The following is a 23,480-nucleotide window of genomic DNA, read 5'->3' on the forward strand; positions in this document are numbered from 1 at the left end:
GAAGGCATGACCATTCGGGTGGCGATCAACGGCTTCGGCCGCATCGGCCGTGGCGTTCTGCGTGCGATCGTCGAGTCGGGCCGGACTGACATCCAGGTCGTCGGGATCAACGATCTCGCGCCTGCCGAGACCAACGCCCATCTGTTCAAGTACGATTCGGTCCATGGCCGTTTCAACGGCGAGGTCAAGGTCGAGGGCGACACCATCGACGTCGGCACCGGCCCGATCAAGGTGACCTCGGAACGCGACCCGGCCAAGCTGCCCTGGGGCGAGCTGAAGGTCGACGTGGCGCTGGAGTGCACCGGCATCTTCACCAAGCGTGATGCCGCCGCCAAGCACCTGGAAGCCGGCGCCCGCAAGGTGCTGGTCTCGGCCCCGGCCGACAATGCCGATTACACCGTGGTGTTCGGCGTGAACGAGGCCGGCCTGACGCCTGAGCACACCGTGGTGTCGAACGCGTCCTGCACCACCAACTGCCTGGCCCCGGTCGCCAAGGTGCTGAACGACACCATCGGCATCGAGCATGGCTACATGACCACGGTCCACGCCTATACCGGCGACCAGCCGGTTCTGGACGTGGCCCACAAGGATCTGCGCCGCGCCCGTGCCGCCGCGCAGTCGATCATCCCGACCTCGACCGGTGCCGCCCGGGCGGTCGGCCTGGTGCTGCCCGAGCTGAAGGGCAAGCTGGACGGCGTCGCCGTGCGCGTGCCGACCCCGAACGTGTCGATGATCGACCTGACCGTCGTCGCCAAGCGCGGCACCACGGTCGACGAGGTCAATGCCGCGATGCGCGCCGCCGCCGAGGGCCCGATGAAGGGCGTTCTGGGCGTGGTCAGCGAGCCGCTGGTGTCGATCGACTTCAACCACGACCCGCATTCGTCGAGCTTCGACACCACCCAGACCGCGGTGATCGATGGCACGCTGGTGCGTGTTCTGTCGTGGTATGACAACGAGTGGGGCTTCTCGAACCGCATGGCCGACATGGCCGTGGCGCTCGGCAAGCTCTGATCTTGTCCGATGCGGGCCCCGCGCAGCGATGCGCGGGGCCCGTTTCTTTAGATCGTCGTCAGATCGCCTCTCAGACGGCCCTTCCCTCGCGAGAACGGAACGCTCCCCCATGCCCGCCAGCTTCAAGACCCTCGACCAGATCGACGTCGCCGGCAAGGTCGTCCTTGTCCGCCTGGACCTGAACGTGCCGATGAAGGACGGTGTCGTCACCGACGCGACCCGCATCGAGCGCCAGGCCCCGACGGTGCGCGCGCTGGCCGAACGCGGTGCCCGGGTGGTCGTGCTCTCGCATTTCGACCGGCCCAAGGGCAAGGTCGTGCCGTCGATGTCGCTGAAGCCGGTGGCGGCGCCGCTCGCCGCCGCGATCGGCCGTCCGGTCGCCTTCGCCGAGGATTGCATCGGCGACGCCGCCGCGGCCGTGGTCAGCAAGCTTGGCGACGGCGATGTGGCGCTGCTTGAAAACCTGCGCTTCCATGCCGGGGAAGAGAAGAACGAGGCCGGTTTCGCCGATGCGCTGGCGAGCCTGGGCCAGGTCTTCATCTCCGACGCCTTCTCCTGCGCCCATCGCGCCCATGCCTCGACCGTGGGTCTGGCCGAGCGTCTGCCCACCGCCGCCGGCCTGTCGATGCAGGCGGAGCTGGAGGCCCTGGGGGCGGCGCTTGCCGAGCCGCAGCGCCCGGTGGCCGCGATCGTCGGCGGCGCCAAGGTCTCGACCAAGATCGATCTGCTCAACAATCTGGTCGCGCGGGTCGATGCGGTGATCATCGGCGGCGGCATGGCCAACACCTTCCTGCATGCCCAGGGCATCGCGGTCGGCAAGTCGCTCTGCGAGGCCGATCTGGCCGAGACCGCGCGTGGCATTCTGGCCAAGGCCGAGGCCGCCGGCTGCAAGGTCGTGCTGCCGGTCGATGCCGTGGTGGCGCGTGAGTTCAAGGCCGGGGCCGACAACCGCACCGTCGATGTGGCCGAGGTCGAGGCCGACGAGATGATCCTGGATGTGGGGCCCAGGACCGTCGCCGAGGTCGAAGCCTGCCTCGCCGGCTCGAAGACCCTGCTCTGGAACGGCCCCTTCGGCGCCTTCGAGATCCAGCCCTTCGATGCCGCAACGGTGGCGGTTGCGAAGGCGGTCGAAAAGCTGACCGGCGCCGGCACGCTCGCCTCGATCGCAGGCGGCGGCGATACGGTCGCGGCCCTCGCCCATGCCGGGGTGGTCGACGCGCTCACCTATGTCTCCACTGCGGGCGGCGCCTTCCTCGAATATTGCGAGGGCAAGGAACTGCCCGGCGTGGCAGCGCTTTCCCGTTGACCGATGACGACCGGTGCAGGCGGGGATGATCGCGTGGCGGCGGTGGCGGCGCTCGCCGACATCACCGCCCTCGCCGATGCGATCAGGGACGGGCGACGGGCGGTGCCCGCCGCGGTGACCACCCCGCCCGGCCTGATGGCCGCGGGCGGGATCGGCTGGATCCGGGAACTGGCCGCGGCGCTGACCGCGCGCCCTGAAACCGCCGGTTGCCGGCTGGTGGTCGACTGCGGCAGCGATGCCGCACGCGCCCATATGCTGGCAGCCTCGGGGCTGGCCGATCCGGTGATCGAGACCTCACCGGCGGTGTTCACGACGCTCTGCGCCGCCGCCGCCCCCGAAACCAGGGTACGAACGCCCCAAGACCCCCTCTGAGGCGGCTTGTCGGGGCCGCTGACACGAAGTTGTCGCGCCCCCCACCGTGGTCGGGTGATTGCAAATCACGCACGTCTCGGTTACAAGGCGCATCGGACGGGCATCCCCCGCGGCCGGCACTGCTTTTCAGCGCCGGACCAGGAGTTTACAGCAAAGGTGGCCGCCTCTGGCGCCGCCGGCGCATCAGCCAGGGAACGACGACCGGATGAAGATCACTCAGCGCGTGAAGCGGATCCTCGCCAATTACGAAGGCGAGAACCCGGGTGTGAAGGCGAACCTCGCCCGCATCCTGATGGAAGGCCGTCTGGGCGGCACCGGCCGTCTGGTCATCCTGCCGGTCGACCAGGGCTTCGAGCACGGTCCCGCGCGCAGCTTCGCCCCGAACCCGCCGGCCTATGACCCGCACTACCACTATCAGCTGGCGATCGATGCCGGCCTGTCGGCCTATGCCGCGCCGCTCGGCATGCTGGAAGCCGGTGCCGACACCTTTGCCGGTGCGATCCCGACCATCCTGAAGGTCAACAGCTCCAACAGCCTGGCGACCGAGAAGGACCAGGCCGTGACCGCGACCGTCGACGACGCCCTGCGTCTCGGCTGCGCGGCCATCGGCTTCACCATCTATCCGGGCTCGGAATACCAGTTCGAGATGATCGAGGAGCTGCGCGAGCTGACCCTCGAGGCGAAGTCGAAGGGCGTCGCCGTGGTCGTCTGGTCGTATCCGCGCGGCGGCATGCTGTCGAAGAAGGGCGAGACCGCCCTCGACGTCTGCGCCTACGCCGCCCATCATGCGGCCCTGCTCGGCGCGAACATCATCAAGGTGAAGCCGCCGACCGCCGATCTGGAGCAGGACGAGGCCAAGAAGGTCTACGAGAAGTTCGACATCGCGCGCTCGACGCTGGCGGAGCGCATCTCGCACGTCATGCAGGCCTCGTTCGCCGGCCGCCGCATCGTGGTGTTCTCGGGCGGCAACGCCAAGGGCACCGACGAGCTGATGGACGAGATCCGGCAGCTGCGCGACGGTGGTGCCAACGGCTCGATCATCGGCCGCAACACCTTCCAGCGCCCGCGTGAGGAGGCCCTCGCCCTGCTCGACCAGATCATCAAGATCTATCAGGGCAAGGCGTGAGCGCGTCCCGCGATTGCCGCCTCTATCTGCTGACGCCGCCGGCCTTCGTGCCGGCGGCGTTCGCGGATACGCTTGCCCGCGCGCTCGACGGCGGTGACGTCGCCTGCCTGCAGATCCGTCTGAAGGATGCGGCCGACGACGACGTCCGGCGCGCGGTAGAGCGGCTGCTGCCGGTGGCCCAGCCGCGCGGTGTCGCCGTGCTGGTCAACGACCGCCCCGACATCGCCGCCGAAATGGGGGCCGACGGCGCCCATATCGGCCAGGACGACATGGATCAGGCCAAGGCCCGCAAGATCCTGGGGCCCAACGCCATCCTGGGTGTTTCCGCCTATGCCTCGCGGCACCGCGCCATGGTCGCGGCCGAAGAGGGGGCGGATTACGTCGCCTTCGGCGCCTTCTTCCCCTCCACCACCAAGACGCCGCCGGCGACCGCCGGGCTGGATCTGCTGGACTGGTGGCAGGAGCTGATGGAAGTGCCCTGCGTCGCCATCGGCGGCATCACGGTCGCCAATTGCGCAGCCCTGGTCCGTGCCGGTGCCGATTTCCTGGCGGTCACCGCCGGGGTGTGGAATTACGAGGCCGGCCCCGCCCAGGCGGTCGCCGACTTCAACCGCGAGATTGCGCGGGCCCTCGAAGACGAAGGCCCCGTCCCCGACCGGGGCTGACGGCCCGAGGGTTCCTCTCCGCGGCAGCGGCCGCGCGGACCCGCGGCGTTCCGTCAGCCTCCGAGACCCGGGGCGGCGGCGATTTCACGGGATGGCGGCGCCCCTTATCATCGCCCCTGTTCGACCAGCGCCATCCCGAAGACCCGTCCCGAGCCCCCCGCCCCGGCAGCCTGTCCGGCGGCTGAGCGGGGCCGGAAACGAAGGACCGCAGGCCATGAAGATCAACGGCAACGCCATCCGCCCGGGCATGATCATCGAGCATCAGAACCGGCTCTGGGTCGCCCGCCGCACCATGCACACCCAGCCCGGCAAGGGCGGTGCGTATCTGCAGGTGGAGCTGAAGGACATCCGCACCGGCACCAAGCTGAACGAGCGCTTCCGCGCCTCGGAAGCCGTGGAGCGCGTGCGGCTGGACGAAAAGGAATATCAGTACCTCTACGCCGACGGCGACATGCTGACCCTGATGGATCAGGAGACCTACGAGCAGATCAACGTGCCCCGGGATCTGGCCGGCGACGCCGCGGTCTTCCTGCAGGACGGCATGACCGTCACCGTCTCGTCCTACGAGGAAGAGCCGCTGTCGGTGGAACTGCCTGAGTCGGTCATCCTCGAGGTCACCGAGACCGAGCCGACCGTGAAGGGCCAGACCGCCGCCGCGTCCTACAAGCCGGCCCTGCTGGAGAACGGCGTGCGCATCATGGTGCCGCCGCATATCGAAACCGGCACCCGCGTGGTGGTGATGACCGCCGACCAGACCTATCTGGAGCGCGCGAAGGACTGACCTGCGGCATCCGCAGTTCCGTCCCGCGCCCCGTTCGGGCATGATGCGCCCCCGCAGGCGGTTCCACGCCGGCGGGGGCGCTTCGTCCTTGGACGACGGCGCCCGCGCGGCCCCCTGCCCCGTTCTTTCTGTTCGTCCGACGACCTCGTGCCCGGGAGTTGCCACCGATGGCCATCCGTTCCCCCATCCTCAATGTCATGATCGGTGCCGCCCAGAAGGCCGCCCGCGGCCTGATCCGCGATTTCGGCGAGGTCGAGAACCTCCAGGTGTCCCGCAAGGGCCCGGCCGATTTCGTGTCCAGCGCCGACCTGAAGTCCGAGAAGGTGCTGCGCGCCGAGCTCGCCAAGGCCCGCCCCGATTTCGGCTTCCTGATGGAGAAAGGCGGCGAGGTGAAGGGCTCGGGCGACGGCCCGTCGCATCGCTGGATCATCGATCCGCTGGACGGAACCCACAACTTCCTGCACGGCATCCCGCATTTCGCCGTGACCGTGGCGCTGGAGCGCGAGGGCGAGATCATCGCCGGCGTGACCTATGATCCGCTGCGCGACGAGATGTTCTCGGCCGAAAAGGGCTATGGCGCCTTCGTCAACGACCGCCGCATCCGCGTCGCCGCCCGGCGGCAGCTGATCGACTGCGTGGTCGCCACCGGCATTCCGCGCGCCGACAAGCCCAACCACACCGAATACCTGAAGATGCTGGCCGGCATGATGAAGAACACCGGCGGCATCCGCCGCTTCGGCTCGGCGGCGCTGGACCTCGCCTATGTCGCGGCCGGCCGCTTCGATGCCTTCTTCGAGCTGGACCTGCAGCCCTGGGACATGGCGGCCGGCGTGATTCTGGTCCGCGAGGCCGGCGGTTTCGTCAGCGACCTGACCGGCGGCGACGGCATGCTGACCAGCGGCCATATCATCGCCGGCAACACCACCGTCCACGGCCAGACCCACAAGGTGCTGAGCACGATGCTGGCCAGGCGGCCGCGCCGCCCGGGCGAGGCGCCGGCCAAGGCGTAAGGCCGGCGATCCTGCGACGGCGGGGCGCAGTCATACCCGCCGGGCTTGCCGCTGCTTCGGCGGGTGGGCTATGGTTGGACGGGTCGGCGCACCCCGGTGCACCGGCCGGTCCTGCCGTGCGGCCGCATGACGGCCGCAGGCGATCAGCCATCAGGATGCCATGACGCCCGCGTCGACGCCGACATCCACCGCCCGGCAGCGCAGCACCCCCCGGCCCCATGGCCGGGGCGTTCGTGTCGCGCCCGCCCTCTGCCGCCGCCCCATCCGCCGCACCATGGCCCGCCGCACACTGGTCGCCGTCATGACCGGTCTGGCCGCCCTGCTGCCGCTGGCGGCCGGAACGGCGACCACCGCGGCGGCCCAGCAGGCCGTATCGCAGGCCCCCCTTTCCATTCCCTTCGAGACCGGCAGCGCCGACATCCCGACCTCCGGGCGGCGCGCGGTCGAAGATTTCGCCCGCGGCCTGCCCGACCGGACGCGCGTGCTGGTCGATGCCTATGCGACCGCCGCCGCCGATGCGCCGCCCCATGCCGCGCGGCGGCTGGCGCTCGACCGGGCGCTGGCGGTGCGCGAGATCCTGTCGGGCGCCGGGATCGGCCCGACGCGTATCGAGTTGAAGGTACACGGCGCCGCCCCCGACGGCCCCGCCGACCGGGTCGATCTCGACATCCGGGGGGCGGGATGAGCGGCGTCGGCCTTCCGGGCCGGCCGCCGCCGTTCCCCCACCACATATTCCCCTGCCCGCAGGTCGGCATCGTCCGGCCGCATGCCAGACACCGATCGAAGAGCAAGGGTTGATCCGCATGGCCCGCCCGACGACCGACACCCTGACCCGCCCCCAGCGCTATCTGGTGCGGATGATCATCTTCCTCGTCCTGGCGCTGGCCGTGGCGGCCCTGCTTGGACAGACCCTGATCGACGCCTTCATGACCAACCCGGTCCTGAATGCGCTGATCATCGGCACCGCGGTGCTGGGCTGCGCCTATACGCTGCGCAATGTCTGGCGGCTGAACGGCGAGGTCGCCTGGCTGGAGGGCTTCCGCCAGAACCGGCCGGGCATGGCGGCGACGCCCACCCCCGATCTGCTGGCGCCGATCGCCGGCATGATGTCGCAGACCCGCGAGGACGCGAAGCTGTCGCCGCTCGCCAGCCGTTCGCTGCTCGACAGCCTGGGCTCGCGGCTGGATGAAAGCCGGGAAATCAGCCGCTACATCATCGGCCTGCTGATCTTCCTGGGCCTGCTCGGCACCTTCTGGGGGCTGATCCAGACCATCACCGCGGTCGCGGCCGTGATCGGCAATCTCTCGGTCGGCACCGGCGATGTCGGGCGGCTGTTCGACGACCTGAAGGCCGGGCTGGAAGCGCCGCTCGCCGGCATGGGCACGGCCTTCTCGTCCTCGCTCTTCGGCCTTGCCAGCTCTCTGGTGCTGGGTTTCCTGGACCTTCAGGCAGGCCAGGCCCAGGGCCGGTTCTTCAACGAAGTCGAGGAATGGTTCTCGCGCCTCACCAAGCTCGGCGGCGGTGCCGGTGCGATCGAAATCGAGGGGGCGCCCGGCGCCGGGGCCTATCTGGCGGCACTGGTCGAACAGACCGCCGAGAACCTCTCGGATCTGAAGCGCACCCTGCAGCGCTCTGAAGAGGCCCGCCGGCAGGGCGACGAGAACCTGAAGGCCCTGACCGAACGGCTCGCCACCCTCACCGACCAGATGCGCGTCGAACAGACCGTGCTGGTCAAGATGGCCGAACAGCAGAAGGATCTGAAACCCCTGCTTTCCGCCCTGGTGGATGCCCAGAACCGCGATGACGGCTTCGACGAGGCCAGCCGCGCGCATCTGCGCAATGTCGACATCCTGCTCTCGCGGATGGTCGAAGACATTCCCCAGGGCCGGCAGCAGGCGGTAGAGGACATCCGGTCCGAGGTCCGCCTGCTTGCCCGCACCATCGCGGCCCTTGCCGCCGAGGACGACGCCCGGCGCTGAGCCGGACGCCCTCTTCGTCAGCCCCTGCCGGCATCCCACCCGATGCCCCGTCAGCGTTCCAAGGATCGACGCTCATGCGCCGTTATCGCCGCAAACAGGGCGGCAGCGACATCTGGCCCGGCTTCGTCGACGCTCTGTCGTCGCTGCTGCTGGTCATCATCTTCCTGCTCGTGGTTTTCATGCTGGCCCAGTTCTATCTGAGCCAGGCCCTGTCGGGCCGCGAGGAGAAGCTGGACCAGTTGACGCGGCAGCTCAACGAGATCACGGCGCTTCTGAACCTGGAAAAGGCCGGTGCGGATGAATTGCGCACCACGCTCGACCGGGTCTCCAGCGACCTGGAACGTTCCACCGCCGAGCGCGACAGCCTGGCGGCGCGGGTGTCCGAGGCCGACCAGCGGATCACCGCCCTTGAACAGGCGCTGAACGAGGCAGCCCAGACCCAGCAGGCCACCGAGACCGAGCGGGCGCGGATCGCAACCGCGCTGGAAAGCGCCGAGAGCGACAAGCGCAGCCTGAACGACCGGGTGGCGGAGCTGGAAGAACGGCTGCGCATCCTGGACGAGCGGCTGGTGGCGAGCGAGCAGACGGCCGATCAGCGCGCGCTGGCGCTGCAGAGCGCCGGCGACCAGCTGGCCGACGCGAAATCGGCGATCGAGGCCCAGGCCTCCAGCGTCGATGCGGCGCTGGATCGCGCCGACCGCCAGAAGCAGCGCGCCGACGCCGCCGAGGCCCGGGTCGCCGACATGGCCGCACAGCTGGAGCGGCTGAACCAGGAACTGGCCCGGCTTTCCGGCCTCTTGGATGAAAGCCGCAAGCGCAGCGAGGAGCAACAGGCGACCATCGCCGATCTGGGCCGGCAGCTGAACCAGGCGCTGGCCGCGAAGGTGGAGGAACTGGCCCGCTACCGCTCGGAATTCTTCGGCCGCCTGCGCGAGGTGCTGGGCGGGCGCGACGACATCCAGATCGTCGGCGACCGCTTCGTCTTCCAGTCGGAAGTTCTGTTCGACAGCGGCTCTGCCGACGTCACCGGCCCGGGCCGCGCCCAGCTTGCCCGGCTGGCGGACGCGCTCAACCAGATCGCCGGCGAGATTCCGGAAGACATCAACTGGGTGCTGCAGGTCGACGGCCATACCGACATCCGGCCGATCTCCACCCCCGCCTTCGCCTCCAACTGGGAACTGTCGGCGGCCCGTGCGATTTCGGTGGTCAAGTTCCTGATCTCGCAGGGGGTACCGCCCTGGCGGCTGTCGGCTGCCGGCTATGGCGAGTTTCATCCGATCGACACCGCCGAGACCCAGGAGGCCTATCGCCGCAACCGCCGGATCGAGCTGAAGCTGACCAACAAGTGAGCCGATTCCGCCAGGCCCGACGTTATTCGGCTGGACGGGTTGCCCTGTCCATGGTATGTCGCAGCCTCGAATTTTCCGCGAGGAGGCATCGCCATGAAGCAGGGCATCCATCCGGATTACCACGAGATCACCGTGGTGATGACCGACGGCACCACCTTCCAGACCCGTTCGACCTATGGCAAGCCCGGCGATACGCTGCAGCTTGACGTCGACATCAAGACCCATCCGGTGTGGACCGGCGGCACCGTCCGCCTGTCCGAGAAGGCCGGCCAGGTCGCGAAGTTCAAGAAGCGTTTCGCGAACTTCGGCATCTGAACGACCGCCGGGCGGCCAGCGCCGCCCTCCGGAGCGTCCTCGCTGAAACCCGGCACTCGTCCCCGTCTAGGGGCTCGGATGCCGGGTTTCAGCGTTGAGGGGGCAGGTTCAGGTGCGACCCGGCATGAGGTGGGTGCCCCCCTCTTGAACGGGCTTCGGGCCTTCTTACATCATGGTCGTGCCGGGGCCGAAGCGTCGGACCGGCACCGACCGACCACCACCCTGTGCGGCCCCGAAGCGGGCGCATGAACGGATGCAGCGGCGTCGGTCGATCCACACATTGCTCGTCTATCGGAGGATGTGACCCATGGCTGGTCTCCTGCAGTTTGCCCCCGCGTTCCGTGCCACCCGCGGCTTCGATCCCTTCCGCGCGCCGCTGTTCGATCTGGTCGACCGTCTGGCCGACGGCCGCACCGACGGCGTGAACATCGCCCGTACCGGCGAAGACACCTTCCGCATCGAACTCGCCGTCCCGGGCTTTGCCGAGAACGAGATCGAAATCACCGTCGACAACCGCGTGCTCACCGTGAAGGGCACCAAGCCGGCCGAGGCGGCTGAAGAGGGCGTCACCTATCTGAGCCGCGGCTTCGCGCCCGCCTCGTTCGAGCGCCGCTTCACCCTGGCCGAACATGTCGAGGTGGCCGCGGCCGACCTCGCCGCCGGCGTGCTGACCGTGTCGCTGATCCGCAAGCTCCCCGAGGAGCGTCAGCCGAAGCGCATCGCCATCGGTGCCGCCGGCAACGCGTGATCATCGGTAGGGCCTGAATATCGGCAAGGCGCCGGGGCATAACGCCCCGCCCCCCCCTGACACCGACACATCAAAAGGCGGGAGCCGCGCCCAACGGCCCCCGCCCTCGCCTACCAGAAAGCCCCCGCTGTCGGCGGGGGCTTTTTGCGTTCAGGCTTCCTCTGATGGCGGGCCACCAAGGTGCTGTCCGGCATCTCGTGACCCGTGGAGGATGCGGACGATCTGCGAACCTGCCGGAAGACGCCGGTAGTAAATGACGTGGGAATGCAACGGGAAGCGCCGGTACCCCGGTGGAAAGGGAGCCCGGGCACCAATATCCGGCTGTCGGCGAATGATGTCTGTAGCTCGAGTCAGCGCCTCTGCCCACAAATCGGCCTGACGTCGGCCAAAATGCGTGAACGTCCATCGGTATATGTCCCGGACGTCCTCCCTGGCGCGCCTGGTCCAGAGCACCTCCGGCGTATCAGCCACATCATCCACGCGACTGATCAATCATCTCCTGGCGGATCTCGTGAAGGATGTCGCCAAGCGATTGATCGGACGTTCCGCTCTCCTCGCCCTCGATCAGGGCCGCCACAAGGGCATCCCGGCTGCGCTCGGTGTCGCGATCGCGTGCGATCAGATCAGCGATGTAGCTGTCGACATCACCAAACCGCCCGCGGCCAAGCTGCTCGCGAACCCAGTCTTCTGCCGCATCGGGCAGGCGCACCTTCAGGACAGCCATGTGTCGGATCCCCGGACGTGAAGCAGGAGCGATACACACCTTGATAATGGCCCCGTCGCCGGGCAGCGGCAAGGCTGGGGAGTCCCCACGCCCAACGGCATATTTCAGACCGCCACGCTCGTTTTACGTGAGTGTCGTGATCACTCACAGACTTTGTGGCACCCCATGGGTTTTCAAACCAGACCCAATGTGATACACACAGATCACGCATAGATTTCCGGGCATGGCATGAAGTCAGTCCGGACATAACCGGCGGCCCATCCGTCCAAACGGCATACATGTCGTCTGGATACTCGTGGTCGGCGCCCATAGGCCCGTTACGAACGGCTATGCGCATCTCTGATGCGATTGTCACCCGATGGTCAGGCGGTTCCGCTCGACTGTCCGGGGCCTTTTTTGTCTGGTGTCTTCCGTGATGCCCGGCATCGGCGCCGCACTCATCGCACCCCGATGGGCAGCCCGATCAGATCGACGGAGCATGAGCGACAACAGCGAAAAGATCGTCGTCCAGGGGCTGACCAAGGTTTTCGGGCCCCACCCCTCTCAGGCGCTGAAACGCATCGCCAAGGGAGAAAGTTCCGCCGCCATTCACGAAGCCACGGGGAATACCGTGGCGGTCCGCGAGGTGGACTTCACGGTCCGCGCGGGCGAGATTTTCGTGATCATGGGGCTGTCCGGTTCGGGCAAGAGCACATTGGTGCGGATGCTGAACCGGCTGATCGACCCGACCGACGGCAAGGTTCTGATCGACGGGGTCGACGTGACCGCCATGGATACCAGGACGCTGCGCGACCTGCGCCGCCGGGATATCGCCATGGTGTTCCAGAGTTTCGCACTGATGCCGCATCTGACCGCGCTCGACAACGCCGCCTTCGGGCTGGATGTCGCCGGGATGAAGGTGTCGGAGCGCCGCGACCGCGCCCGTGCCGCGCTCGAGAAAGTGGGCCTCGGCCATCTGGCCGACCGCTATCCGAACGAGCTGTCCGGCGGCCAGCAGCAGCGTGTCGGCCTTGCCCGGGCCCTGGCCCAGAACCCGACCGTCCTGCTGATGGACGAGGCGTTCTCGGCCCTGGACCCGCTGATCCGCAGCGAGATGCAGGACGAGCTGATCCGCCTCCAGGAAGAGGAAAGCCGGACCATCGTCTTCATCAGCCATGATCTGGACGAGGCGATGCGCATCGGCGACCGGATCGCGATCATGGAAGGCGGCCGGATGATCCAGGTCGGCACGCCCGACGAGATCCTGCGCGACCCGGCCGACGACTATGTCCGCGCCTTCTTCCGCGGCGTCGACGTGGCCCAGGTCTATACCGCCGCCGATGTGGCCCGCCGCGAAGGCCTGACGGTCGTCAATCTTCAGGAAAGTCATCTGCGCGCGGCGCTTGAACGTATCCGCCGTGCCGAGCGCGACTTCGCCGTGGTCCACGACCGTCGCCGACATTTCCGCGGCGTCATCTCGGTCGAGAGCCTGGAAGCCGCGATCGCGGAGCGCGACCGCAAGCATGGCGACAAGCCTGTCGACCACGAGGCCGTGCTTCGGGCCGCCTATCTGCCCGATCCGGTGACGGTGCCCGCCGATGCCGCATTGTCGGACATCCTCGGCCCCGTGGCCGCCGCCCCCTATCCGGTACCGGTGATCGACGCCGAAGGCGTTTATCGCGGTGTCGTCAGCCGCCGGGCGCTGCTGAATGCGCTCGATCGCGGCAGCGACGACCAGACGGCGGTCGATGCCGCCTCGGCAACCGGCAGCGGGGAGGCCGCGTGATGAACGATCTTGGATTTACCCTTCCGATCGGCGATGGCGTCGAGGCGGTGGTCGACTTCCTGCTCGACAATTTTTCCCCCGCCTTCGACGCGATCGCCGACGTGGTCGAGACCGTGGTTTCGGCCTTCGCCAGCGTGCTCGCCTTCATCCCCTGGTGGCTGATGGTGATCGCGCTGACCGGCATCGCCCTGTGGCGGGTCAGCCGCGGCTTCGCGGTCTTCGTCCTGGTCGCCCTGCTGGCCCTGGTCGGCATGGATCTGTGGGACGCCACCATGCGCAGCCTGTCGCTGGTGATCGCCTCCACATTGCTCAGCCTGGCGATCGGCCTGCCGCTCGGCATCGCCGCCGCCCGCTCCGACAAGGTGGAAACCGCGATCCGGCCGGTGCTCGACCTGATGCAGACCATGCCGCCCTTCGTCTATCTGATCCCGGCGGTGATGTTCTTCGGCCTGGGCCAGGTGCCGGGCGCCATCGCCACGGTGATCTTCTCGATGCCGCCGGCGGTGCGCCTCACCAATCTCGGCATCCGTCAGGTGCCGGCCGAAATGGTCGAGGCCGGACGTGCCTTCGGCTGCAGCGGCGGCCAGCTGCTGGTCAAGGTCCAGCTGCCCAGCGCCCTGCCCTCGATCATGGCCGGCGTGAACCAGACCATCATGCTGGCGCTGTCGATGGTGGTCATCGCCTCGATGATCGGCGCCGGCGGCCTGGGCAACGAAGTGCTGCGCGGCATCCAGCGGCTGGATATCGGCCTGGGCTTTGAAGCCGGGCTGGGCGTGGTGGTGCTGGCCATCGTGCTCGACCGCCTGACCCAGAGCTTCGGCCGGAGCCGCGGACGCAAGCGCTGAAGTCCGTCGCAAACGATCTGAACTTTTCCAAGTCACCTGCACCCGAAACCATTCCCTTGAGGAGATCGACATGAGCTTCATCCCGAAGCGTGCCCTCACGGCCCTTGCCGCCACCGCCCTGGTTGGCACGATGGCCACCTCCGCCATGGCCGCCGAGGAGAAGAAGATCAACATCGGCTGGACCGCCTGGTCGGATGCCGAGACGGTCACCAAGATGGCGGCCAAGGTCATGGAAGACCGCCTGGGCTATGACGTCGAGCTGACCCTCGCCGATATTGCGCCCCAGTATCAGGGCGTCGAGAAGGGCGATCTGGACCTGATGATGATGGCCTGGCTGCCCGACACCCATGCCGATTACTACGAGAAGGTCGCCGGTAAGGTGATCGACCTCGGCCCGATGTATACCGGCGCCAAGCTCGGCTGGGTCGTGCCCAACTACATCCCCGAGGATCAGGTCAAAACCATCGCCGACCTGAAGAAGCCCGAGGTGGCCGAGAAGCTGGACAACAAGATCCAGGGCATCGACCCCGGCGCCGGGCTGATGCGCCTGTCGGACGAGGCGATCAAGACCTATGGCCTTGATTACGAGCTGGTCTCGGCCTCGGGTGCGGCGATGACCGCGGCGCTCGACCGCGCGATCAAGCGCAACGAGTGGATCGTGGTCACCGGCTGGAGCCCGCACTGGATGTTCGGCGCCTATGACCTGCGCTATCTGGAGGATCCCGAGGGGGCCCTGGGCGGTTCGGAGCGTGTCCACGCCATCGCGCGCATGGGCCTGGATCGCGAGCATCCGGAACTCTTCGCCTTCCTGACCCGCTTCTCGCTGCCGCTGGAAGAGCTGCAGGCGGTGATGGCCGAGGCCGAGAAGACCTCCTACGAGGATGCGGTCGCGAAGTACATCGAAGACCATCCCGCCCGCGTGAACTATTGGGTCACCGGCGAGATCAAGGGCTGATCCCGCAGGATCACCCCCATGACAGGGCCGCCGCCGGGCAACCGGCGGCGGCCTTTTCGTTTGAAGATGCCTCCTATATTCTACCTGAACGTTTATGAACGGGAGGCAGACATGCGACGTGGATGGAAGGCGGGCATCTTTGCAGCCGGGCTGGCCATACCCGGCATCGCGGCAGCCGGGCCCGCCCTGCTGCCGGGAGAGGCCGGGCAGACCGCGGAAGAGGCCCGCGCCATGGCAGACCGCGCGGTCGCCTATTTCGAGGCCCATGGCCGCGCCGCAGGCCTTGCCGAAGTCAATCGCGGGCCGATCGAATTCGACGATCGTGATCTCTATGTCTTCGTCTACGACCTGAACGGTACCTGCCGCGCCCATGCCCGCAGGCCGGGCCAGACCGGCATCAATCTCCGCCGGATCAGCGACGGTGACGGCAACCGCTTCATCGAAGAGTGGATCCGCATCGCCCGCTCCCCCGAGGGACAGGGCTGGTCCCGGTACAGCTACGCCCACGAAGCCAGCGGCCGGGTGCTGCCGAAAATGGCCTGGATCCGCCGCTATGACGATCTGCTGATCGGCGTGTCGGCCTTCATCTATCCCGAACCCTGATCCACATCCTGCGACATTCCGCCGCAGATGCAGCGACAGGCCCGCCCGGGCATTCTGGCCGGATGACCCGACGACGCCGGCCCCTGCATCACCGCCATCCGTCTGCCGCCTGGGCGCTTGCCCTGGCGCTGCTGCTGCGCGCCCTGCTGCCGGTGGGCGTGATGCCCGATCTCACGGCCGCGGCCGAGGGCCGCTTCGACCTGGTCACCTGCCTGGGTCTGCGTTTCGATCCGCCGGCAGATGGCGGCATCGATGGCCGGCCCGAAGACCGGCGCGGAGCGCTCTGCGATTTCGCCATGGTCGTGGTGCCCGACCTGCCGCCGGCACCGGCGGGCCCGGCCCTGCCCATGGCCCTGCCGGCGATCGACCATCCGCCGGCCCTGGCCGCCGCGGTGGCACCGGTGCCGGCCCGGGCCGGCCCGCCGCTCGGCGCCCATGCGCCGCCTTTCCGTCCGCGTTCCGCCTGATCACAGGATCCCACGGACCGGACCGGATACCGACATCATGACCGTCACGACCTCCGCCGCCACGGCGGCGCGGCCGGCAAGCCTTGCCGGCACGCTTTATCGCGCGCTCTGGCGCTGGCATTTCTTCGCCGGGCTGCTGACCCTGCCCTTCCTGCTGCTGCTGGCCTCGACCGGGGCCATCTATCTCTACAAGGACACCTTCGACCGGCTGATCGACGGCCATCTGCTGGTACTGGACCGGCCGGTGGCGCCGGGCGAGACGACCCTGCCGCCCTCGGAGCTGATTCAGGCCGCAGAAGCGGCCCTGCCCGACGCCCGACCGGTCTCGTATCTGGCGCCCGCTGCCGCCGACCGCAGCGCGGGCATCGGCATGAAGACCGCGGACGGCACCGCGATCACCGTATTCCTGGACCCGCGCAGCGGCCAGGTTCTGGGCGACCGCGCCGATCTCGCCGCCCCGATGATGGTGGTGCGCCGGCTGCACAGCCTGATCATCGCCGGCGATATCCCCAACCTGCTGATCGAGATTGCCGGCGGCTGGACGGTGTCGCTGATCCTGACCGGGATCTGGCTGTGGTGGCCGCGGGGACCAAAGCCCGAGGGGAAGCAGCCGGGCGGCGTCCTGCGCATCCGCACGGCCTCTCGCGGCCGCCCCGGCCCGGCAGGCCGGGTGTTCTGGCGCGACCTGCATGCCGTGACCGGCATCCTGGTGGCGCCGGTAATCCTGTTCCTGGCGGTTTCGGGCATGACCTGGAGCCAGGTCTGGGGGCCGACCGTGCGCTCGGCCGCGACCGATGCCGGGCTCGGCTATCCGCTGGGGGTCTGGCAGGCGGTGCCGACCAGCCCCGTGCCGACCTCGGCGCTGGGCGAAACCGCCTGGACGCTGGAGGACGCCCCCCTGCCCCGCTCCCCCGCCACGACCAGTGCCGTTCCCGATATCGGCATCGACCGCGCCCGCATGATCGTGGAGACCCTGGGCATCGCCCCCGGCTACAAGCTGGCCCTGCCCCAGGCGCCCGACGGGGTCTATACCGCCATGGTCTTCCCGCATGACCTGGCGCATCAGCGGATCATCCATCTGAACCGCTGGACCGGCGAAACGCTGATCGATGCCTCTTACGCCGATTACGGCCCGGTCGCCCGTGCCACCGAATGGGGCGTCAACATCCATATGGGCCAGGAATGGGGCGCCCTGAACCGGCTGGTCCTGCTGCTCGCCTGCCTCGCCCTGATCGTGATGTGCGGGGCCGCCCCGGTGATGTGGTGGAAGCGCCGCCCCAAAGGCCGGCTCGGGGCGCCGCGACAGACTGAGGGACGCAGCCAGGCGCAGGCGGCGGCGCTGATGGCGGTGCCGGCGATCATCTTCCCGGTGATGGGGGCCACGATGCTCGCGGCCCTGCTGGTCGAAACGATCCTGTTCCTCATGCGGCGAAGAGGTTTGTAGTTCGGCCTTCGCCGCGGGAATGTGGGACACCTTCGCAGGCGTCCCGAACTTCATCCGGCGGGTTCCGGCTCGCCGGCCTTGCGATAGGCGAAGGTCTCATCGAAGCGCGACAGGATGTATGCGCCCGAGGTGACGGTGGGGTAGCGCGCCGGGCGCTCGACGGTGGTGCAGGTGTCCAGCACCTCGATCGGCGTGTCGTAATCGGGGCCGAAGAAGAACGGGATCGAATAGCGTTCGCGGCCCGACCGGTTGATGGCGCGGTGGATGGTGGACGCAAAGACGTCGTTGGTCCATCGCGCCATCTGGTCGCCGACATTGATGATGAAGGTGCCCGGGATCGGCGGTGCCTCGATCCATTCGCCCGCGCCGTTCAGCACCTGCAGGGCCGACACACCCTCCATCTGGTTCAGGATGGTGAAGCACTCGTAGTCCGAATGGGCGCCGATGCCGATCTGGCGTTCGTCGATCGGCCCCTGCTGCGGCGGGTAGTGGACCACGCGCAGCTGCGCCATCGGCTTGCGGATCAGCGGTTCGAAATGATCCTCGGGCAGGCCCAGCGCCAGGGCGAAACCCCGGAAGATCCGCCGACCCAGCTGATAGACCGCCTCGTAATACCCCTCCATCGCCGGGCGGAACCCGTCCAGCTCCGGCCAGATATTGGGGCCGTACATGGTCTTGCCGGCCAGCACGTCGGGATCGTCGGCCGGCACCTCCAGCGCCATGTCGAAGGCCTCGTGCAGGTCGCCCTTCGCAGTCGGGTCGGTGTTCTCTTCCAGCAGCGGCACATAGCCGCGATGGTTGGTGGATTTGCGGATGTGGATCCGCATCTTCTGGCCCATCGGCAAGGCGAAGAAGTCGCGCGCGGCCCGGTAGGTGCCGTCGATCACCGACGGATCGACACCGTGATTGCGGACATAGAAGAAGCCGACCCGCGTGCAGGCATCGCGCACCGCATCACCCACCGCAAGACGCTCGGCCGGGGTGGAAGCAGGGTCGACCAGCGCCCCGAAATCGATCACCGGGATTTCGGTGAAGGCGAGGCTGCGGGCGTCGAGCCCGCTGTCGACGAGTTCGCGCGGCCCGTTGCCGGTCTGAACCACGGCCATGATCTGTCGTCTCCGTTCGGCATGTCGGTGGGGGGAGATGGTCCAGGGCAGGCCTCAGCAAGAAGCGGACCAGCCGCCCGGACCATGCCACCGCAGGCCGGCGGGCCGGCAAATCCCGACCGGATGGTCAAAATTTAGACAGCCCCCGGCTGTCTGTGCGGAAATTGTGCACACCATGTGATGTGGCCGGTCGAAGCGTCCCGCATTCCGGGCCCGGCAGGCTGCGGCACGGGGATTGCTAAGACGGGGCGGACACCCCTGACCCTGTTCCGAGGACCGCACCCGGATGTCTCTTTCGCGCTTCGCCCGCCGGCTCGGCATCGCCGGCTTCGCCGCCCTGATCGCCGCCACCTCGCTCACCATGGCCCCCCGCGCCCATGCCGCCGACGAGGCGCTGCGTGTCGCGGCCGTGCTGCCCGGCAGCATCCGCGACCAGGCCTGGAATCAGAGCGCCTATGACGGGCTGATGAAGGCCAAGGAGACCATGGGCATCGACGTCGCCTATGCCGAAGGCGTCGCCGAACCCGACCAGATGTCGGCGATGCGCGATTTCGCCCGGCGCGGCTATGGCATCGTGATCGGCCATGGCGGCGAGTTCCAGGACCCGGCCGACCGCCTGGCGAAGCAGTTCAAGGACACGCTGTTCGTGGTCTCGTCGGGGGCGACCGCCGGCGGCAATGTCGCGACGATCAATTTCGACTACCGCCAGCTCGGCTATGTGCTGGGCTATATGGCCGCCAAGGTGTCGAAGACCGGCACCATCGGCTGGCTGGGGGCCACCGAGATCAAGTTCTCGACCGAACTGGTCGAGGGCTACACCAAGGGTGCGGAGGCCGGCAAGCCGGGCACCAAGGTCCTGGTCACCTATATGGGCGACTGGAACGACGTGGCGAAGGGCAAGGAGGCGGCTTCCGCACAGATCTCGCAGGGCGCGGACGTCCTGTTCCCGACCATGGATCTGGCCTCGAACGGGGCGCTGACCGCGGCGAAGGAAGCCGGCGTGAAGGCCTTCGGCATCTATTACGACGCCATCGTCGACTGGCCCGACACCGTCATCCAGTCGGTGATCATGGATGTGAATGCAGCACTGGTGCACTTCCTGGAAGACGCCAGGGCCGGCAAGGCCGGCGGCAAGGAATATGTCTACGGTCTCGCCACCTCTGACGCCGCCCGTTTCGGCAGCTTCCACGAGGCCGTGCCCGCCGATGTGAAGGCCGAGGTCGAGGCGCTGATCGCCGATCTGGCTGCGGGCCGCAAGCAGATCTGACCGCCAGCCTCTCCCACCTCGTCTCCCCTCCCCCGCCAACCACCCCGGATACCTGCCCCATGCCGCGCCTCACGCTCGACGGCATCGCCAAGAGCTTCGGCGGAGTGCCCGCCCTCGACGGCATCACCCTCGACATCGCCCCCGGCACCGTGCATGCGGTGCTGGGGGAAAACGGCGCCGGCAAGTCGACGCTGATGAACATTCTCTCGGGCCTCTACCGTCCGGATGCAGGTCAGGTGGCACTCGACGGTCGGCCGGTGCCGCCGGGCGATCCGAAACGGGCGCTGGATCTGGGCTTCGGCATGATCCACCAGCATCTGACCCTGGTCGACCGCTTCACCGGTGCCGAGAATGTGGCGCTGGCGACCGGCGGCCGGCTGAATCGCGGGCTGGTTCGCGCCCGGGCCGAAGCCGAAGCCCTTGCCGCGGAACTCGGCTTCACGGTCGATCTGGATGCGAAGGTGGAGGACATGCCGCCCGGCATGCGCCAGCGGGTCGAGATCCTGAAGGTTCTGGTCTGCGGCGCCCGGATCGTGGTGCTGGACGAGCCGACCAGCGTGCTGACCCCGGCCGAAGCCCTGGGGCTGATGGCGGCGCTCCGCCGGCTGGCCGCCGCCGGCCGCACGGTGCTGCTGGTCACCCACAAGCTGGCCGAAGTCTTTGCCGCGGCCGACGAGGTCACCGTGCTCCGCCGCGGCCGGCTGATCGCCACCCTGCCGATCGGCCGGGTGGACGCCGACGGCCTGGCGGCGCTGATGGTCGGGGCCGACGAGGCCGGCACGGTCGCGGCCGCACCCGCCGCGCCCTCGACGATCGACAACCAGGCGACCCCGGTTCTGGAAGTGGCCGGCCTCGACATCGACGACGATGCCGGCCGGCCGGCGGTGCGCGGGGTCTCGTTCCGGATTGCGCCAGGCGAGGTTCTGGGCATCGCGGGTGTCGACGGCAACGGCCAGGCCGAACTGGCCGAGGCGCTGGCGGGGCTGCGCCGGCCGGTTGCAGGCGATGTGCTAGTCGACGGCGTGACGGTCGCCCCCGGCCGTGCGCGCGAGCGGCTGACCCGCCATCGGGTGGCCTATGTCCCGCGCGATCGTCACCACACCGGGCTGGTGCTGGACATGGACGGCGCCCGCAACCTGATCCTGCGCGATGTCGACCGCCCGCCCGTCCGGCGCCGGTTCGGCATCATCGACCGCGCGCTTGCCGCCCGCCGGCTGACGCAGGCGATCGCAGAATTCGACGTCCGCGGCGTCGCCCACGGCCCCGCCCGCGCGCTGTCCGGCGGCAATCAGCAGAAGCTGGTTCTGGCACGCGAACTCGGCCATGCGCCCCGGCTGCTGATCGCCGAACAGCCGACCAAGGGGCTCGACGTCGCCGCCACCGCCTTCGTCCAGCGCAAGGTGCTGGACCTGACCCGGAGCGGTGCCGCCGTGCTCTATATCTCGACGGAACTCGACGAGCTGCGCGCGGTCGCCGACCGGATCGCGGTGATGAGCGGCGGCCGGATCACCGGCATCGTCTCGCGCTCCGAGGCCGACCCGCAGATCCTGGGCCGGCTGATGGGGGGCGGTACCGCATCCCCTGCCTCCGACACCCGAACCGGAGACGCAGCATGACGCCCTCCCGCCTCCTCAGCGGTGCCGCCGTGCCGGTCGGTGCGGTGGTGCTCGCCCTTGCCGTGGGCGCCGTTCTGGTCGCAGCCACCGGTGGCGATCCGGTTCACCTGGGTCACGAGATCGTCGACCGGGTGCTGCTCGACTATTGGGGCCTCTCCGACCTGCTGTCGCGGATGTCGCCGCTGCTGCTGGCCGGCATTGCGGTGGCGATCCCGCTCAGGGCCGGGCTCTACAATGTCGGCGCCGAAGGGCAGATCTATATGGGCGGCCTGTTCGCGACCGTGGTGGCGCTGAACCTGCCCGCGGGCGTGCCGATGCCGGTGGCGGTGCTGGCCGCCAGCCTGGCGGGTGCCGCAGGCGGGGCGCTCTGGGCCGGGATCGCCGGCGTGCTCAAGGCCCGGCGCGGCATCGACGAGGTGGTGACCACGCTGCTCATGAACTATGTCGCGCTCAACCTGATCAGCTATGCCGCAAGCGGGCCGCTGAAGGCGCCGGGTGCCCCCTACCCCTATTCGCCGGAAATCCCCGAAACGAGCTTCCTGCCGCTGCTGATGGCCGATACCGAGGCGCATCTGGGGGTGGTCGTGGGCCTGCTGGTCGCCGTGCTCGCCCGTTTCGCCCTTGGCCGCACGGCCTGGGGCTATGGGGTAGAGGTGGCGGGCAAATCGCCCGGCGCCGCCACCTATGCCGGCATCGCCGTCGGCCGGACCACGGTGATCGCCTTCGCGCTGGGCGGCGCCGCGGCCGGGCTTGCCGGCGCCTTCGAGGTGATCGGCCTCAAGCACCGGCTCTACGCCAATTTCGCCGCCGGCTATGGCTATGACGGGCTGGTGGTCGCCTTCCTGGCGGCCGGCGATCCGGTCTGGTCGGTGATCTCGGCCGCCTTCATGGCACTGCTGCGCACGGCGGTCACCACGCTGAAAAGCGCCGGTCTGGACGCCACCGCCGTCACCATCGTTCAGGGATTGATCGTGCTTTTCGCAGCCTCGGGCCTCGCCCTTCAGCGCTATGGCGCCTTCGACCGGCTGCTGGCCCGCAGGCGCCGATCTGCCGCCGCCGCAGCGGGCAGCGGAGCCGCATCATGATCGACATGCTGACCGATCCCGCCGCCCTGGGCGAGCTTTTCGCCACCATGCTCCGCCTGTCGGTGCCGCTGGTCTTCGCGGCGCTGGGGGGCGTGTTTTCGGAACGCGCCGGCGTCGTGAACATCAGCCTGGAAGGCTCCATGATCCTGGGCGCCTTCGGGGCCGCCTGGGGCGCCATCGCCGGCGGCTCCGCCGGCTGGGGCGTGGTGACCGGGGCGCTTGCGGGCGGCATGCTGGGGGCCGCCTTCGGGATCGCCACCATCTATGCCGGCGCCAACCAGATCGTCGCCGGCATCGGCGCCAATCTGGCCGGGCTCGGCCTCGCCGCCTTCCTGCACCGGCTGACCGCCTCCGGCCGCGCCGCCGAAAACCGGGTGCCGGGCTTCGGCGACGTCACCATTCCGGGGCTTGCCGACATTCCCGTCATCGGCAAGGCCCTGTTCTCGACCGATCCGATGACCTGGGCCGCGATCCTGGCCGTGCCGCTCGCCGCCCTGATTCTGGCCCGCACCGGCATCGGCCTCAGGCTGAAGGCGGTGGGCGAAAACCCGCGCGCCGCCGATGTCGCCGGGCTGCCGGTCCGCCTCTACCGGCTGGGCGCGGTCATCGTCTGCGGCATGCTGGCGGGGCTGGGCGGCGCGGTGCTGGTGCTCTCCCAGGTTTTCCTGTTCACCGAGGGCATGACCGCGGGCAAGGGCTTCATCGCCGTCGCCGCGGTGATCCTGGGGCGCTGGTCGCCGGTGGGCGCCGCCCTCGCCTGCCTGCTCTTCGGCCTGTCGGATGCCATTCAGCTCCGGCTGCAATTCGCCAATGGCGATGTGCCCTATCAGCTCTTCGTGGTGCTGCCCTATCTGGCGGCCATCCTCACCCTGGTCGGGCTGGTCGGCCGCAGCCGTCCGCCCCAGGCCTCCGGCAGCTTCTATCGACGGGAGAGCCGCTGA

Annotated in this window: 25 protein-coding genes; 22 read left to right on the top strand and 3 right to left on the bottom strand. The window is 68.7% G+C overall.

The genetic code is table 11. The annotated features are described in order from the left end of the window. Positions 1-6 precede the first annotated feature (6 nt). The 12 genes from gap to CMO28_RS28585 all read left to right on the top strand — a co-directional run bounded on the left by gap (position 7) and on the right by CMO28_RS28585 (position 10,662). A complete protein-coding gene (gene gap, locus CMO28_RS28530; protein WP_296720603.1) occupies positions 7-1,011 on the top strand; it encodes a type I glyceraldehyde-3-phosphate dehydrogenase in 1,005 nt (334 codons plus the stop codon). A 109-nt stretch (positions 1,012-1,120) separates the two neighbouring features. Then, on the top strand, positions 1,121-2,317 hold the full coding sequence (locus CMO28_RS28535) for a phosphoglycerate kinase (RefSeq protein WP_296720606.1): 1,197 nt from the start codon (positions 1,121-1,123) through the stop codon (positions 2,315-2,317). A 3-nt stretch (positions 2,318-2,320) separates the two neighbouring features. Beyond that, positions 2,321-2,689 carry a hypothetical protein gene (locus tag CMO28_RS28540; protein WP_296720609.1) on the top strand — a complete coding sequence of 123 codons (369 nt, stop codon included), beginning with the start codon at positions 2,321-2,323 and terminating at the stop codon, positions 2,687-2,689. A 205-nt stretch (positions 2,690-2,894) separates the two neighbouring features. Then, entirely contained in the window at positions 2,895-3,815 is a 921-nt protein-coding gene (locus CMO28_RS28545) for a class I fructose-bisphosphate aldolase (protein ID WP_014744399.1), read from the top strand. Then, on the top strand, positions 3,812-4,480 hold the full coding sequence (gene thiE / locus CMO28_RS28550) for a thiamine phosphate synthase (protein ID WP_062766729.1): 669 nt from the start codon (positions 3,812-3,814) through the stop codon (positions 4,478-4,480). Before CMO28_RS28545 ends, thiE begins: the two co-directional genes overlap by 4 nt. A gap of 214 nt (positions 4,481-4,694) precedes the next feature. Further along, positions 4,695-5,261, top strand: a complete 567-nt coding sequence (gene efp, locus CMO28_RS28555) for an elongation factor P (RefSeq protein ID WP_014744397.1) — start codon at positions 4,695-4,697, stop codon at positions 5,259-5,261. 167 nt (positions 5,262-5,428) lie between these two features. Beyond that, the gene (locus CMO28_RS28560) at positions 5,429-6,271 is read left to right on the top strand and encodes an inositol monophosphatase family protein (protein WP_296720615.1); all 843 of its coding nucleotides are present in this window, start codon (positions 5,429-5,431) and stop codon (positions 6,269-6,271) included. 160 nt (positions 6,272-6,431) lie between these two features. Beyond that, on the top strand, positions 6,432-6,956 hold the full coding sequence (locus tag CMO28_RS28565) for an OmpA family protein (RefSeq protein ID WP_296720618.1): 525 nt from the start codon (positions 6,432-6,434) through the stop codon (positions 6,954-6,956). Between the two features lie 118 nt (positions 6,957-7,074). Continuing rightward, positions 7,075-8,250: a hypothetical protein gene (locus CMO28_RS28570; protein ID WP_062766757.1), complete on the top strand. Its 1,176-nt coding sequence runs from the start codon at positions 7,075-7,077 to the stop codon at positions 8,248-8,250. Positions 8,251-8,324: 74 nt separating this feature from the next. Then, the gene (locus CMO28_RS28575; RefSeq protein ID WP_296720624.1) at positions 8,325-9,599 is read left to right on the top strand and encodes a peptidoglycan -binding protein; all 1,275 of its coding nucleotides are present in this window, start codon (positions 8,325-8,327) and stop codon (positions 9,597-9,599) included. A gap of 93 nt (positions 9,600-9,692) precedes the next feature. Beyond that, entirely contained in the window at positions 9,693-9,914 is a 222-nt protein-coding gene (rpmE, locus tag CMO28_RS28580; protein ID WP_014744392.1) for a 50S ribosomal protein L31, read from the top strand. A gap of 307 nt (positions 9,915-10,221) precedes the next feature. Then, positions 10,222-10,662, top strand: a complete 441-nt coding sequence (locus CMO28_RS28585) for an Hsp20 family protein (RefSeq protein ID WP_014744390.1) — start codon at positions 10,222-10,224, stop codon at positions 10,660-10,662. A 150-nt stretch (positions 10,663-10,812) separates the two neighbouring features. On the opposite strand, the gene CMO28_RS30010 is transcribed toward CMO28_RS28585, so the two are convergent. Both CMO28_RS30010 and CMO28_RS28590 read right to left on the bottom strand, forming a co-directional pair. Beyond that, entirely contained in the window at positions 10,813-11,142 is a 330-nt protein-coding gene (locus CMO28_RS30010) for a type II toxin-antitoxin system RelE/ParE family toxin (RefSeq protein WP_416370988.1), read from the bottom strand. Beyond that, positions 11,135-11,386: a ribbon-helix-helix domain-containing protein gene (locus CMO28_RS28590; RefSeq protein WP_296720631.1), complete on the bottom strand. Its 252-nt coding sequence runs from the start codon at positions 11,384-11,386 to the stop codon at positions 11,135-11,137. The genes CMO28_RS30010 and CMO28_RS28590 overlap by 8 nt, the downstream gene beginning before the upstream one ends. 478 nt (positions 11,387-11,864) lie before the next feature. Between CMO28_RS28590 and proV the strand changes: the two genes are divergently transcribed. The 6 genes from proV to CMO28_RS28620 all read left to right on the top strand — a co-directional run bounded on the left by proV (position 11,865) and on the right by CMO28_RS28620 (position 17,465). Beyond that, complete coding sequence (proV, locus tag CMO28_RS28595; RefSeq protein WP_296720634.1) at positions 11,865-13,151, top strand: glycine betaine/L-proline ABC transporter ATP-binding protein ProV; 1,287 nt, start codon at positions 11,865-11,867, stop codon at positions 13,149-13,151. After that, on the top strand, positions 13,151-13,996 hold the full coding sequence (locus CMO28_RS28600) for an ABC transporter permease (RefSeq protein ID WP_062766711.1): 846 nt from the start codon (positions 13,151-13,153) through the stop codon (positions 13,994-13,996). The genes proV and CMO28_RS28600 overlap by 1 nt, the downstream gene beginning before the upstream one ends. A 70-nt stretch (positions 13,997-14,066) precedes the next feature. Beyond that, positions 14,067-14,951, top strand: coding sequence for a glycine betaine ABC transporter substrate-binding protein (locus CMO28_RS28605; protein WP_014744386.1), 885 nt, complete (start codon positions 14,067-14,069; stop codon positions 14,949-14,951). Positions 14,952-15,062: 111 nt separating this feature from the next. After that, positions 15,063-15,554 (top strand): cache domain-containing protein, encoded by a 492-nt coding sequence (locus CMO28_RS28610; RefSeq protein WP_296720641.1) that lies wholly within the window; start codon positions 15,063-15,065, stop codon positions 15,552-15,554. A 62-nt stretch (positions 15,555-15,616) separates the two neighbouring features. Next, positions 15,617-16,021, top strand: coding sequence for a hypothetical protein (locus CMO28_RS28615; RefSeq protein WP_296720644.1), 405 nt, complete (start codon positions 15,617-15,619; stop codon positions 16,019-16,021). A gap of 37 nt (positions 16,022-16,058) precedes the next feature. Then, positions 16,059-17,465, top strand: coding sequence for a PepSY-associated TM helix domain-containing protein (locus CMO28_RS28620; RefSeq protein WP_296720647.1), 1,407 nt, complete (start codon positions 16,059-16,061; stop codon positions 17,463-17,465). Between the two features lie 50 nt (positions 17,466-17,515). Here CMO28_RS28620 and CMO28_RS28625 read toward each other — a convergent pair whose 3' ends face one another. Then, positions 17,516-18,571: an isopenicillin N synthase family dioxygenase gene (locus CMO28_RS28625; RefSeq protein WP_296720652.1), complete on the bottom strand. Its 1,056-nt coding sequence runs from the start codon at positions 18,569-18,571 to the stop codon at positions 17,516-17,518. A 286-nt stretch (positions 18,572-18,857) separates the two neighbouring features. Here CMO28_RS28625 and CMO28_RS28630 point away from each other — a divergent pair, with 286 nt between their 5' ends. From CMO28_RS28630 to CMO28_RS28645, 4 genes are read left to right on the top strand one after another with little or no spacing between them, the layout of a single operon-like run. Further along, on the top strand, positions 18,858-19,838 hold the full coding sequence (locus CMO28_RS28630) for a BMP family protein (RefSeq protein ID WP_296720656.1): 981 nt from the start codon (positions 18,858-18,860) through the stop codon (positions 19,836-19,838). A 59-nt stretch (positions 19,839-19,897) separates the two neighbouring features. Continuing rightward, positions 19,898-21,454, top strand: a complete 1,557-nt coding sequence (locus CMO28_RS28635) for an ABC transporter ATP-binding protein (RefSeq protein WP_296720659.1) — start codon at positions 19,898-19,900, stop codon at positions 21,452-21,454. Beyond that, positions 21,451-22,539 carry an ABC transporter permease gene (locus CMO28_RS28640; protein WP_296720663.1) on the top strand — a complete coding sequence of 363 codons (1,089 nt, stop codon included), beginning with the start codon at positions 21,451-21,453 and terminating at the stop codon, positions 22,537-22,539. The genes CMO28_RS28635 and CMO28_RS28640 overlap by 4 nt, the downstream gene beginning before the upstream one ends. Then, positions 22,536-23,480: an ABC transporter permease gene (locus tag CMO28_RS28645; RefSeq protein WP_296720666.1), complete on the top strand. Its 945-nt coding sequence runs from the start codon at positions 22,536-22,538 to the stop codon at positions 23,478-23,480. The genes CMO28_RS28640 and CMO28_RS28645 overlap by 4 nt, the downstream gene beginning before the upstream one ends.

The organism is Tistrella sp., assembly GCF_002684955.1.
In the GTDB taxonomy this organism is placed as follows: domain Bacteria; phylum Pseudomonadota; class Alphaproteobacteria; order Tistrellales; family Tistrellaceae; genus Tistrella; species Tistrella mobilis.